Source organism: Loktanella sp. D2R18 (assembly GCF_003318235.1).
Classification (GTDB): domain Bacteria; phylum Pseudomonadota; class Alphaproteobacteria; order Rhodobacterales; family Rhodobacteraceae; genus Yoonia.
The window spans coordinates 239125-251965 of sequence record NZ_QOCG01000009.1 but is presented as its reverse complement, the minus strand read 5'-3'; the positions used below and the strand labels follow the sequence as shown (position 1 = coordinate 251965).

The following is a 12841-nucleotide window of genomic DNA, read 5'->3' as shown; positions in this document are numbered from 1 at the left end:
AACTTGGCGCGGGCAGGGGGTGGTACATAGAATCTGCAAAATGTAGGGGCAGTATTCTGAGCTGCCGCTACAAATAGCATGACTTACCCACAGGCTGTGGATAAGTTTTATGCAGGTTTCCAACCGGCTGGGTCGCGCAGATAAGCTTCGACAGTTTCCAGGGTCGCGGTATCATATGCCCCACGGACTTTGGCTTCTGCCAAGACATCCCACCATGTGCATAGGCTGATCAATTGCACCCCGTGATCACCCAAGTTTTTTTCAACACCGTCGAAAATGCCGTAATAGAAAATCACGGCGGTCGCGTTACAGGTCGCGCCTGTGTCGCGAATTGCGTCGACAAACGACAATTTTGATCCGCCATCGGTGGTCAAATCTTCGACCAACAAGACGCGTTGGCCTTCGGTCATGACACCCTCGATCCGGGCGTTACGCCCGTAGCCTTTGGGTTTTTTGCGCACATATGTCATCGGCAGGGCCAGCCGTTCGGCGACAAGGGCACTAAACGGAATGCCTGCCGTTTCGCCACCTGCGACATTATCAAACGCTTCGAACCCGGCTTCGCGCATGATCGTGACAGATAGAAAATCCATCAATGTGGAACGGATACGCGGGTACGAAATTAGCTTGCGGCAATCGACATAAGTAGGGGCCTGTTTACCGGATGCATGGGTGAACGGCTCAGTCGCGTTAAAATCAATCGCGCCAATCTCGATCAACATACCCGCTGATAAACGTGCGATTTCTTCTTTGGTCGGGAAGGAAGTCGGGATCATGGCGCAGACCTATTGTTTCTTGTTCTCAAAATACCCCAATGGGGCGGTAGTTTTAGCTTTCGACATGCCAGTGCAGGTCAAACCCGGGATCAAACACGGTGACAGGACCGTCATCTGTATCAATTTGGGTCGGGTATTGCACCGGATCGCCTTTGTGCAAAGTGATCGTTTCTTCGCTGGCTGGTCGTCCATAAAAGCGAGGACCGTTCAGAGAGGCAAAGGCTTCGAGTTTTTTCAACTGGCCCGCGGCGTCAAAAACTTCGGCAAGGCACGACATGGTGTTGGTCGCCGAAAATACGCCCGCGCAGCCGCAGGCTTGCAGTTTGTTCGGGTCCGTGTGTGGCGCGCTATCGGTGCCCAAAAAGAACCGCTTGTCGCCAGAGACGGCGGCTTGCACCAATGCGACACGGTGCGCTTCGCGTTTAGCGACGGGCAAACAGTAGTAATGCGGCTTGATCCCGCCAACCAACATATGGTTGCGGTTGATAATCAGGTGGTGGGTCGTGATCGTCGCGGCAAGGTTCTTGGGGTTGTCGCGGACATAATCCACCGCGTCTTCGGTCGTGACATGTTCCATTACGACTTTTAGGTCAGGGACCTTTTTGCGCAGGGGCTTAAGCACCTTATCAATGAACACGGCTTCGCGGTCAAAAATATCAATTTCGCTATCAGTGACTTCACCGTGGACGCAAAGCGGCATCCCAATCTCGGCCATTGTCTCGAGTACAGGGCGCACTTTTTCAAAGTCGCGCACACCAGAGGCCGAATTTGTGGTGGCACCAGCGGGGTAGAGCTTCACAGCCGTCGCGATCCCGTTTTCAAATGCTGCCCGCACATCAGCAGGGTCCGTGGTTTCCGTCAGATAAAGCGTCATTAGCGGCTCAAACACCATGTCGTTGGGCAGAGCGGCCATGATCCGGTCACGGTAGGCGCTGGCCTGCGCGGCGGTCACAACCGGCGGCACAAGGTTGGGCATAATGATCGCGCGGCCAAAATGGCGGGCGGTTTCTGGCAGCACGGCGCGCAGCATATTGCCATCGCGCAGGTGCAGATGCCAATCATCGGGGCGGCGGATCGTCAGGGATGTAAGGTCTTTATCAGGCATGGTGCTGGGTTACACCGTTGTGCGGATCAAGGCCAGTGGTGAAGTGATTGTCCTTGTGGACGGATCTGTAGTTGCTGCTATAAGTCGTTAACTTTTTTGGAAGAAATGGAGAGACCATATGTTCGGTTTTCTAATTGCTGCAGGACTGGGGTTTGCGACACCTCACATCGAACCATTGATTGCACCTTTGCTCAAGGGAATCACCGCGCATATTCCAATTGCGGAGACTGAAAAGCGGTTGGTTGCGTTTATGGTCGCAATGCTGGCCGCAGGGATTGCCTCTGCGATATTATATAGTGGCACAGCGTTTTGGATCGTCGCCGGTGGTAGTTTGGGGTATTTTGGTGTGCGCATCGTTGCTGCGATCAAAAAGCTAATCGCTGAACGCAACGCCGCCGAATGACGCTATGCGGCAGGCGCAATGCGGCAATGCAGCATTAGCAGTTTTAGGTCAATAAATGTGACGTATATTGGGTGCATAAGAAATATGCATCCGATAGGAACATCACATGGCTTTTTTTACTGATACCGCTTCTGCCCAATCACAACCTGGCATCTTGTCCAAGATCGGCGCAGGCTTTGTCGCGGCGATGACACGTATCATGGACGCTCAAGACCGCAGCCCAGAAGTACGCCGCCTCGAAGCACTGAGCGACGCTGAGCTTGCTGAAATGGGCATCAAACGCGATGATATCATTCGCCACGTATTCCGCGACGTTTACGGTCTTTAAGCTGACTTCTTAAGTGAAAGCGCATCGAGCGTTTTCGTAAAGTAGGGGGTCGCGCTCCGCTGGCGCTTGTATTCGCAGATCGTGATAGCAAGGCGCGGGTGACCGTGTCGAAGCAACTTTATGATAAGGTTAATGGCGTATTTGTCGTCATACCGGCGTGCCCGCAAAAGCTGCGTAAAACGCTTTTTGTCCAACCCGCCAGACATGGCCAGTTTCAGTATGACGTCACCGATGACAAAACGGTCAAACGTATGGTCAAGGTTGGCGCCCATTAAGGGGCAGCGGATCAGGGTCACATGGGGTTTGCGAAACAGCGCCGCATGGCTAGCGTCAAGCCGCAGGTACGGGTCAAACGCAACAAAGACATCGCGTGCGGCATCGATCATATCCGGGGCGTACCCGTAGCGCCCAGTAAAATCCATCCGCCGATGTTTTCGATATCTTGTGTCCCAGCCGGCGCTTGCCGCGTCAAGTGTGGCTTGCGGGCGGAGCGCGACGACTGTCGCCCCAGGGGCAGCAACAGAAAATGCGGCCGCCGCGTATGCGCCACCGTTAGCGCCGTAAAAGACGATGTTTTCGAAATCGTCAAAAAACGCGTCATCGGTCAGACGGTCAAAAAAATCGTAGACGTATTCGTCACGAAACCAGCTTTCTTCATATGCGAGAATCGCCAAATGCGACCATCCGTCGTGGCGCGCATAAGAAAACCCGCGTGGTTCTGACATGGCATTATTGGCACGGACATCTGGGACATTTTCAAATGTGACAAGTAAGTTATTTCCAGCTTCTAGGAAACCTGCGCAATGTCGCGCGCCAAGCTGTTCAAAAAAGCCAAAATCTTCACAGATATCATCGATTTGGCCTAGCCAAGCGTTTTGGCTCGTATTTGTGAGGTGCGTTTCAAACGTGAGTTGCTTGTCGTCCATATTGTGTCCTTCTGCCCAAGACGGGCATGCATCGTAAACTTGCGCGGGTGAAAACCGGGCGGTACCGCATAAAACTAGCCCCGCAATATGGCAAATTTACGTGACACCCTCTGCATAATTGGCCGGGTTAGCGGCAGATACCCGTATTTTTGTGAAGTTTCGTCGTGGGGTATTGGGGTTTCAAAACCCGCAACATTCGGGTCGATCACTATCTCATTGTGAACGAATGTATTTCTGACATTGAAAAAGGAAATACCAATGACGATTATCTATACATCCTACGATAAGAAAACGGTTGCAAGCCTGCGTGCGGGTGGTGCCGATGCCTATGGCCACGTGCCCGAGCGGGTGATTTCCGCGGGGTCCGGCACACCTTGTCGTTGTTGTCTGAACAATGTGCCCAAAGGGGCGGAAATGTTGATTTGCGCGGCGCGCCCGTTTCCGAATCTACAGCCCTATGCAGAAACGGGTCCGATATTTCTTTGCGCAGATGACTGTACGCCGTTCTGTGGTGATATGACGCCGCCAATCTTGCGCAATTCTTCCCAATTTTTATTGAAAGGGTATTGTGCGGATCACCGCATTATCTATGGGACTGGGCAGATCACCAAAGCTTCCGCCGTTGCACAATATGCCAAAGACTTGTTTGATCGTCCCGAGGTCGCATTTGTCGATATACGCTCGGCCTCAAACAACTGTTTCTTAACAAGGGTCACCCGGAGCATATGACAGAAACAATAACGGATTTTCCAAAGCTTGCGCTTGCATGGCACCGCGAAGGACGTGGGGTGGCAATTGCGACGGTCGTGCAAACATGGGGATCGGCACCGCGCCCTGTCGGTAGCCAATTGGTGATTGATGCGTCCGGCGCGATGGAAGGCTCTGTTTCGGGGGGCTGTGTTGAAGGCGCGGTCATTCTCGAAAGCCAAGAGGCGATCATCGACGGGCGTCCACGGGTACTGACGTTCGGGGTCAGTGATGATGATGCTTTTGCCGTCGGGTTGGCCTGCGGCGGCGAAATCCGCATTTTGGTTGAACCCGTCGGTACGGTGCTTCCGATTGCGCTCCTTGAGCGTTTGGTCACATTACGCGCCAGATTCGAGCCCGTCGCCTATGTGACAGACCTTGAAACGCCGGCGCCAAGGTTGGTTGGCCTGCCGCATCATGCAGATCGATTCCGGCTGGATCGATCCGGCGTCGCAGAGGACGGGCGGACATTTGTCGCCATCCATAACCCGCCGCTGCGTCTGGTGATTGTGGGGGCAGTGCATATTGCGCAGCCCCTTGTCGCTATGGCGCACAGCTGCGGCTATCAGCCGGTTGTCGTTGACCCGCGCGCGGCTTTTGCCACCGGTAAGCGGTTCCCGGAAACCACGCTGGTTGATGATTGGCCAGATGCCGCTTTGCGTGCGCTAAACTTGGATCGGCGCACCGCTGTCGTCACATTGTCACATGACCCAAAGCTGGACGACCCTGCCTTGATCACCGCGCTCGACAGCGATGCCTTTTATATTGGCAGCCTCGGATCAAAGCGGACCCATGCAAAACGGGTAGCACGGTTGGCTGAAGCCGGATTTTCGGAATCTCAGGTTGCGCGTATCTATGGGCCTATCGGGCTTGATCTGGGCGGGCGGCAACCGGCTGAAATTGCGGTCAGTATCATGGCCCAGGTCACCCAAATACTGCGCAAATCTGACTGATTGCTTACCTAGGGCGGCAGGCCTACCATGCCGCATATCAAAGGCAGTTCCGTGACGGAGGAAACGATGACACAAATCTCTATGGTCGTGAATGGCACAGCCATGACCCGCGATGTTGCGGATCCGACATTGCTCGTTGACTTTCTACGCAATGATTTGCGTCTAACAGGCACCCATGTCGGCTGCGATACATCGCAATGTGGTGCCTGTTTGGTGCATGTGAATGGACTTGCGGTGAAATCTTGCACGATGTTTGCGCGCGAAGCGCAGGATGCAGAGGTTGCAACTATTGAAGGCCAAGCCACGGCGGGTGGCCAATTGAATGCAATCCAGCAGGCGTTTCAGACGCACCACGGGTTGCAATGCGGCTTCTGTACGCCGGGGATGATCATGGCGACGGCTGCTTTGTTGCAAGACAATCCGAAACCGACCGAAGACCAAATTCGCAACTATCTTGAAGGCAATTTTTGCCGCTGCACGGGCTACCACAATATTGTTAAAGCGGTATTTTCGGCCTCTGGCCAAGACGTCGCGCTGATCGCGGCAGAGTAGGGGCGCAATATGTATCCATTTGAAATTACATCGCCTTTGACAATCGACGCCGCAGTTGAGGCGCTTGAAAATGAAGAGGCGCAACCGCTCGCAGGGGGGCAAACATTGATTCCGACGCTCAAGGCGCGGCTTGCTATGCCCGAAGTGCTGGTTAGCTTAACGGGAATTAAAGAGCTACAATCAATCGCGGTGCGCGATGGGCAGATTTGTGTTGGTGCGGGCGTCACCCATGCCAATCTGGCCAAGCAAACTGCGCAATACCCAGCACTTGCCGCGCTCGCGGCGGATATCGGCGACCCAGCGGTGCGCAACCGCGGCACAATTGGCGGGTCGCTTGCCAATAATGACCCCGCAGCCTGTTACCCAGCAGCGGCGCTTGGCTCTGGTGCGACCATCGTGACCAACACACGTGCGATTGCGGCGGATGACTATTTCCTCGCGATGTTCGAAACCGCACTTGAAGAGGGTGAAATCATCACCGAAGTCCGCTTTCCAATGCCAAAGGCCGCGCATTATGCGAAATTCGCACAGCCCGCATCGCGCTTTGCGCTTGTGGGCGTCTTTGTCGCACAGTTTGTAGATGGTGTGCGGGTCGCCGTCACCGGCGCATCAGAAGAAGGCGTGTTTCGTTGGCTTGATGCCGAAACGGCACTTTCACAAGCGTTTTCGGCGCAGGCGTTGGGCGGCCTGACGGTCCCACCAGAAGGTATGATGGGTGATATCCACGGCAGCTCCGATTACCGCGCGCACCTTATTACTGTATTGACGAAACGTGCTGTTATTGCGGCGGGTTAGTCGGCAAAGTTAAACGTCAACGACGTCGCTGCGCCGTCGATTTTGACATCACCAAAGCTTTTCAAATCCATCTCATGGTAATGATCCTTCAGAAGAAAGCCGATCGCGCGCCCGTTAGGGGTGCCTAAGAGAGCAGCGAAGGCATCCGTATCGGCCGCATGAGTTTCGGTCACCGCCTCTTCGCGTGAAAAGGAAACATTATCGGGCAGGATGTGCTGCACTGTCAGAATTGTACTTGAATTCGATACGGCCATGCGCGTGATCGTACCCAATGCCCGCTTTTTGGCCTCCTTGCGCGCACGGTGCGTGCCGGCGAATTCAAAGAAACTTTTGGGCGTGTCAGCGTCTACGGCGGCCCCCCATTGATTCCAAAAGATTTCCGAGTTGTTCAGATGTGGGCCTTCGGCGGCGCGATTTGGATCGCGGGCGGCATAGTTCGTGGCCGTTTCGATGGAGGCGTTCGCGACATCGTAGCCATTTTGATAAGCGATCTCGTGGCTGTCGCCGCCCTTTGTACCGATACCGTAGAGATGATCGCCACGCTGGTCCGGGGTGACACGCGTTGTGTAGGCGTCGGCAAATAATGCGGCATTATCGTCGCCTGTTGTCGCCGGTGTTTCGTCATCCTTGCGTTGTTGGAGCTGAGCCATAAGCGCCTGACCACGCACAAGATTTTCAACATAACAGGCCTGCGTCGCGTTAAATATTGCGTCTGCGGTCCATGTTTCGCGGGGGCCACCAAGACGCGACCGAATGGCCATGCCGACGGGTGAGCCACTGACGTCACCATAATCTTGCGGCACGGTTTTCACCCGCTGAGCAACGTGGTCATTTGCCATTGTCTGCAACGCCGCCAATTGCTGAACCTGTGGCGATTGATTGGCGGTTGGTGCCAATGCATGGGTTTGCACGCGGGGTGCAGGACGTTGCGCGCGCGGCGATTGGGCTTTGGAGGCAGAGCTGAACATGCGCGATTTTAGGCTTAGCGCCCACGTGCGATCAAGTGCGCGGACACACATAAGAAAACGCGCGCCTTTCGCAAAGCGCGCGTTTCAATCTAGATCCTGCCAGTGCGGACTTACTTGGGCAGTGGGCCAATCAGCATGACCATCTGACGGCCTTCCATTTTTGGAAAGTTTTCAACGCGGCCAGCGTCTTTTGTATCTTCTGCGACGCGTTCAAGAAGTTTGCGCCCCAACTCTTGGTGGGCCATTTCACGGCCCCGGAAACGCAGCGTGATCTTCACCTTGTCGCCATTGTCCAAGAACTTGAAAACGTTCCGCATTTTCACATCGTAGTCGTTGTTATCCGTGTTGGGACGGAATTTCACTTCTTTGATTTCGATGATCTTTTGCTTCTTACGCGCCTCAGCTTCTTTTTTCTGAGTCTCGTATTTGAATTTGCCATAGTCCATGATCTTGCAGACCGGCGGTGTCGCATTTGGCGAGATTTCCACCAGGTCGAGCCCAACATCATCGGCCATCGCCATGGCGCGCTGTGGGGTTACAACGCCCACGTTTTCGCCCTCCGCGCCGATCAGGCGGATTTCGCTTGCGCGAATGCGGTCGTTGATCCGTGGCCCTGTGTCACGTTGTGGAGGGGCGTTATGCGGTCTGCGTGCTATGGTCTTTATCCTTTAATTGTTCCGTCTAGGTGATCTGCAAAGTAAACTGTGCGGCGGCGGTCTTCAACCCGCAAAACTGTGCCGATCCCATAGTTTATGGCCTGTTTTTGCTTCACCTTGTGCGTATCATCTGACATATCCGCATTAAGGGCCCCTGAGGTTCGCAAATTTGATCTGAAAGGATATTAAAATGAGAGCGATTGCAATTTTGGTCATCGTGGCCGTGCTTGGGTTTTTTGGCTACCAATACGCTGCCAATGGCCGTGGACCCGCAGATGCTGTCGGCGTTTTAACCGGAGCGACTGCACAAGCGGAAGCCGCCGCTGCTGCCGAAGCAGAAGCCGCTGAAGCTGCTGCCGCTGAATTGGAAGCTGCCGCTGCTGCCGAAGCAGAAGCCGCTGAAGCCGCTGCCGCTGAATTGGAAGCCGCCGCTGCTGCCGAAGCAGAAGCTGCTGCCGCTGCCGCCGCTGAGTTGGAAGCTGCCGTTGCAGCCGAAGCAGAAGCTGCTGAAGCTGCTGCCGCTGAGTTGGAAGCCACCGCTGCTGCCGAAGCCGAAGCCGCTGAAGCTGCTGCCGCTGAGTTGGAAGCCGCCGCTGCTGCCGAAGCCGAAGCCGCAGCTGCTGAAGCCACCGAGGCTGCAGAAGAAGTTGTTGAAGAGGCAATGGAAGAAACTTCCGTCACTGACCTACTGACAACAGACGGTTTTGACGCGGATAAAGTGATGGAACTGGTTGAAGGGTCCGACCTGTCAATCATCCAAAAGACAACCATCACCACCGCGCTGGACGCTGCCAAGGACAACCCAGAGCTATTGGAAGCAGCACTTGACCAGCTTAAGGGCATGTTGGGCATGTAAGCCGGATAGCACCACCAATAAAAAAGGGCCGTGTCATTGCTGACGCGGCCCTTTTTTAATGCTTTGTGAAAGCTTTAGCCGACAAAGGCTTTCTCGATGACGAACTCGCCTGGTTCCGAATTGGCGCCTTCATTCAGGCCGGCCTTTTCCATCAGTTCCTTGATATCAAGGTTAAATGCAAGCGACCCGCAGACCATCGCGCGGTCCGTTGCCGGATCGAGCGCAGGCACGCCGAGATCTGCAAACAGTTCGCCATTTTCGATCAATGTGGTGATGCGGCCCATCTTAGGGCTCTCTTCACGTGTCGTGGTTGGGTAGTATTTGATTTTCTTCCAGAACCCTTCGCCGATCACTTCGTTGAGCAGCTCATCAGTTTTCAGGCCTTCGATCAAATCGCGGCCATAGGTCAATTCGCCGACTTCGCGGCAGGTATGGGTCATGATGATTTCATCATAATCTTCATAGGTTTGTGGTTCGCGCAGCAGGCTTGCGAAAGGGGCAAACCCTGTGCCTGTAGAAAAGAAATACAGCCGTTTACCGGGCAAAACCGCATCATGCACCAAGGTGCCGACAGGCTTGGGTTTTAGAATAATCTGATCGCCGACCTTAAGGTGCTGTAATTTCGATGTCAGCGGGCCGTTCTGCACTTTGATGGAATAAAATTCCATTTCCTCATCCCAGGATGGGGAGGCGATGGAATAAGCGCGCAACAACGGGCGTTGTTTGCCTGTTTCTGGGTTGGGATCGCCCATCAACCCGATCATCACGAATTCACCAGACCGAAAACGCAGCGAAGCGGGCCGGGTGGTGCGGAATGAAAACAAAGTATCGGTATAGTGTTTGACGTCCGTCACTGTCTGCGCATCAGGCAAGACGGGCACGGCTTTTGCTGTATTTTCGGTCACGGGTTTTTGCTCGGTCATAATGAATATTGGCGACCCTGATAGGGCCGCCCTCCGGTGTAGTCGTTGATTTGGATCAGGGGAAGGGGCTTAGCCGCGCATCCGAGCCTGATAGTTGTGATTTTGCCAATCCGCACGGAAAAGCCATTGGTCTTCTGGCTGGCGAGTGGCTAGCGCGTCGTCAATTTCAACCTCGTCAAAACCGGACCGGCGCGCCATGGCGTATTGGTCGGCAATCACGTGGCCTTTGGCGCGCAAGCGCCCTTGATATCCTGCACGGCGCAGCATTGCAGCTAAGGTAAAGCCACGACCATCCGCGAAGGATGGAAAATCAATACGGATCATCGGTGCGTTGGTCAACTGCGCCAATGTTTCTGGGGCAGTATCTGATGTAAGATCAATGCAGTAGTCACCATTGGCTGGCGCTTCATCACGCGCGATAAATCCCGCGCTCCAGTCGTCAGTACCGAATCCGTTATCTGTTACAATCACGCTCATGCTGCTTTTCCTCCGCGCACCATTTTGCCGTTTTCAAAATGAATGCCGCATTCTTCTTTTTCAGTGTCACGCCAGCGCCCGGCGCGTGGATCTTCGCCTGCGCTAACCCGGCTTGTGCAGGGCATGCAGCCGATCGACGGGTAGCCTTGGGCGACCAGCGGGTGCCGGGGAAGCTTGTGGTCTTCCATATAGGCCTTGAGGTCTTCGGGACCCCAGTTTGCCAATGGATTAATCTTAATCTTTGCTTCGTCTTTTTCGAACAGCGGTAGCTTTGCGCGTTGGCCGTTCTGATAGCGCTTGCGCCCGGTAATCCAACCGTCGAACTCTGCAAGTGCAGAGGCCAATGGCCGTGTCTTTCGCAGATCACAGCAGGCGTCCGTATCGGCCTGATGCAGCAACCCATCGACATCCTCGATCAGAACCGCATCACGTGCTGGGCTAATGATACGCACATCTGTCAGGCCCAATTTGGCTGCGACATCTTTTTGATATTGCAGCGTTTCTGGGAACAGCATTTCTGTATCCAGAAAAATCACGGGCGTTGCCGGATTGATCTGCGCAATCATATGCAACAACACAATGCTTTCGGCGCCAAAAGATGACACCATCGCGACCTTGCCCAATTGCACATCGTCCAACGCATGACGCAACACTGTTTGTGCGTCACTACCGCGGTGCAGCAGGTTCCGACGTTCGGCGAACTCCTTAAGCGGCATTTGCTTTGTCCTCGGATGGATAGAGGATAGCCTTAAATGGTTCCATCCCAAGGCGGCGGTAGGCTTGCAAAAAGGTCTCATCCGCGTTTTCGCGCAGATCAAGATAACCGGTCACAAGCCGCTCAATTGCGGGCACGATGTCATCTGCGCTAAATCCGGGGCCAGCACGTGTGCCGATTGTTGTGGTTTCAGTGCCGTCACCGCCGAGCGTAATTTGGTAGTTTTCCACGCCAGCGCGGTCCAAGCCCAAAATCCCAATGTGCCCAACATGGTGGTGCCCACAAGCATTGATGCAGCCCGAAATTTTGATCTTCAGTTCACCAATTTCGTGTTCGATCTTTAACTCGTCAAAACGGGTTGCGATGTCTTGCGCAATTGGGATCGACCGGGCGGTCGCCAGCGCACAATAATCCATGCCAGGGCAGGCGATAATATCGCTAACGAGGCCGATGTTTGCGGTTGCTAAATCTGCTTCGCGCAATGCGGCGTATACCGCTGGCAGATCGCCTTGATGAACATGCGGCAGGATCACGTTCTGTTCGTGGCTGATACGCAGTTCGTGGTGGCCATATTTTTCGGCCAAATCTGCCATCACGCGCATTTGGTGTGATGTGGCGTCGCCGGGTGTTTGCCCGTGCTTTTTGATGCTGATCGAAACGATCGCATATCCGGGGGCTTTGTGTGCTGCGATGTTGGTATCTGCCCACGACCGAAATGCCGGGTTGGCAAGACGCGCGGCCTCAAAATTCCCGGATGATTTTGACACATAGGCGGGCGACGCAAACGCGGTTTCAATCCGCTTGAGCATCTCTTGATCAAAGCCAGTGAAACCCTTGCGAATTTCTTCAAAACGCGCTTCGACCAGCTCTTGCATCTTTTCGAGGCCATTTTCATGGACCGTGATTTTGATGCGGGCTTTGTATTTGTTATCGCGACGCCCCAGCAGGTTGTAAACGCTAACGACGGCTTCGCAGTAGGCCAGCAATTCCTCGCGGGGCAGGAATGCGCGCAGCACTTTGCCAACCATTGGTGTGCGGCCAAGACCACCGCCCACGATGATTTCATAGCCCGCTTCGCCGGCGTCATTGTGCACCATGCGTACGCCGATATCATGCGCTTTTGTTACAGCGCGGTCGTGTTTGGCGCCACTTACGGCGATCTTAAATTTACGTGGCAAAAACTGGAATTCTGGGTGATCGGTGGACCACTGACGCAGCAATTCAGCAACCGGGCGCGGGTCTTCGATTTCATCGGCTGATGCGCCTGCAAAGTGATCTGCCGTCACGTTGCGGATCGTATTACCCGACGTTTGCAGTGCGTGCATTTCGACATCCGCTAATGCTTCCAGCATGTCAGGCACATCGTCGAGTTTCGGCCAATTGTATTGGACGTTCTGCCGCGTGGTGAAGTGGCCGTAACCCTTGTCCCAGCGGTCAGCAATATAGGCAAGTTGGCGCATCTGCGCTGGGTTCAGCGTGCCATAAGGCACCGCCACACGCAGCATATAGGCGTGCAATTGCAGGTACAGTCCATTCATCAAACGCAAGGGTTTGAATTCATCTTCGGTCAGTGATCCGTCAATGCGGCGTTCGACTTGACCACGAAATTGCGCAACGCGCTCGCGGACAAAGGCTTCGTCAAAGTCGTTATACTTGTACAT

General features: G+C 54.4%; 16 protein-coding genes. 7 read left to right on the top strand and 9 right to left on the bottom strand.

Annotated elements, in window-relative coordinates:
- Window positions 1–107: 107 nt before the first annotated feature.
- Both DS901_RS06320 and pyrC read right to left on the bottom strand, forming a co-directional pair.
- The gene (locus tag DS901_RS06320) at window positions 108–776 is read right to left on the bottom strand and encodes an orotate phosphoribosyltransferase (RefSeq protein ID WP_113776078.1); all 669 of its coding nucleotides are present in this window, start codon (window positions 774–776) and stop codon (window positions 108–110) included.
- Window positions 777–828: 52 nt separating this feature from the next.
- Window positions 829–1881 (bottom strand): dihydroorotase, encoded by a 1053-nt coding sequence (gene pyrC, locus DS901_RS06315; protein WP_113776077.1) that lies wholly within the window; start codon window positions 1879–1881, stop codon window positions 829–831.
- A 118-nt stretch (window positions 1882–1999) separates the two neighbouring features.
- Between pyrC and DS901_RS06310 the strand changes: the two genes are divergently transcribed.
- Together DS901_RS06310 and DS901_RS18880 are read left to right on the top strand one after the other, a co-directional pair.
- Entirely contained in the window at window positions 2000–2284 is a 285-nt protein-coding gene (locus DS901_RS06310; RefSeq protein WP_113776076.1) for a hypothetical protein, read from the top strand.
- Window positions 2285–2390: 106 nt separating this feature from the next.
- Window positions 2391–2612, top strand: coding sequence for a DUF1127 domain-containing protein (locus DS901_RS18880; RefSeq protein WP_113776075.1), 222 nt, complete (start codon window positions 2391–2393; stop codon window positions 2610–2612).
- Here DS901_RS18880 and DS901_RS06300 read toward each other — a convergent pair.
- On the bottom strand, window positions 2609–3538 hold the full coding sequence (locus DS901_RS06300; protein WP_113776074.1) for a phosphoadenosine phosphosulfate reductase: 930 nt from the start codon (window positions 3536–3538) through the stop codon (window positions 2609–2611). The two genes, DS901_RS18880 and DS901_RS06300, sit on opposite strands and share 4 nt — an antisense overlap.
- A gap of 258 nt (window positions 3539–3796) precedes the next feature.
- Here DS901_RS06300 and DS901_RS06295 point away from each other — a divergent pair, with 258 nt between their 5' ends.
- The 4 genes from DS901_RS06295 (at window position 3797) to DS901_RS06280 (ending at window position 6585) form a co-directional block, all read left to right on the top strand.
- A complete protein-coding gene (locus tag DS901_RS06295; RefSeq protein ID WP_113776073.1) occupies window positions 3797–4267 on the top strand; it encodes a DUF1203 domain-containing protein in 471 nt (156 codons plus the stop codon).
- Window positions 4264–5238 carry an XdhC family protein gene (locus DS901_RS06290; protein WP_113776072.1) on the top strand — a complete coding sequence of 325 codons (975 nt, stop codon included), beginning with the start codon at window positions 4264–4266 and terminating at the stop codon, window positions 5236–5238. The genes DS901_RS06295 and DS901_RS06290 overlap by 4 nt, the downstream gene beginning before the upstream one ends.
- Before the next feature lie 66 nt (window positions 5239–5304).
- Window positions 5305–5790 carry a (2Fe-2S)-binding protein gene (locus tag DS901_RS06285; RefSeq protein WP_113776151.1) on the top strand — a complete coding sequence of 162 codons (486 nt, stop codon included), beginning with the start codon at window positions 5305–5307 and terminating at the stop codon, window positions 5788–5790.
- Window positions 5791–5799: 9 nt separating this feature from the next.
- Window positions 5800–6585 (top strand): FAD binding domain-containing protein, encoded by a 786-nt coding sequence (locus DS901_RS06280; RefSeq protein ID WP_113776071.1) that lies wholly within the window; start codon window positions 5800–5802, stop codon window positions 6583–6585.
- Here DS901_RS06280 and DS901_RS06275 read toward each other — a convergent pair.
- Window positions 6582–7553 (bottom strand): hypothetical protein, encoded by a 972-nt coding sequence (locus tag DS901_RS06275; protein ID WP_147249864.1) that lies wholly within the window; start codon window positions 7551–7553, stop codon window positions 6582–6584. The genes DS901_RS06280 and DS901_RS06275 overlap by 4 nt on opposite strands.
- A 110-nt stretch (window positions 7554–7663) precedes the next feature.
- Window positions 7664–8158, bottom strand: a complete 495-nt coding sequence (infC, locus tag DS901_RS06270) for a translation initiation factor IF-3 (protein WP_258546667.1) — start codon at window positions 8156–8158, stop codon at window positions 7664–7666.
- Window positions 8159–8399: 241 nt separating this feature from the next.
- Here infC and DS901_RS06265 point away from each other — a divergent pair, with 241 nt between their 5' ends.
- On the top strand, window positions 8400–9065 hold the full coding sequence (locus DS901_RS06265) for a hypothetical protein (protein WP_113776068.1): 666 nt from the start codon (window positions 8400–8402) through the stop codon (window positions 9063–9065).
- 74 nt (window positions 9066–9139) lie between these two features.
- Here the strand turns inward: DS901_RS06265 and DS901_RS06260 are convergent, their stop codons facing one another.
- The 4 genes from DS901_RS06260 to DS901_RS06245 form a co-directional block, all read right to left on the bottom strand.
- On the bottom strand, window positions 9140–9988 hold the full coding sequence (locus DS901_RS06260) for a ferredoxin--NADP reductase (protein WP_113776067.1): 849 nt from the start codon (window positions 9986–9988) through the stop codon (window positions 9140–9142).
- A gap of 69 nt (window positions 9989–10057) precedes the next feature.
- Window positions 10058–10465 (bottom strand): DUF934 domain-containing protein, encoded by a 408-nt coding sequence (locus DS901_RS06255; RefSeq protein ID WP_113776066.1) that lies wholly within the window; start codon window positions 10463–10465, stop codon window positions 10058–10060.
- On the bottom strand, window positions 10462–11181 hold the full coding sequence (locus DS901_RS06250) for a phosphoadenylyl-sulfate reductase (protein ID WP_113776065.1): 720 nt from the start codon (window positions 11179–11181) through the stop codon (window positions 10462–10464). The genes DS901_RS06255 and DS901_RS06250 overlap by 4 nt, the downstream gene beginning before the upstream one ends.
- On the bottom strand, window positions 11171–12841 hold the full coding sequence (locus DS901_RS06245) for a nitrite/sulfite reductase (protein ID WP_113776064.1): 1671 nt from the start codon (window positions 12839–12841) through the stop codon (window positions 11171–11173). The genes DS901_RS06250 and DS901_RS06245 overlap by 11 nt, the downstream gene beginning before the upstream one ends.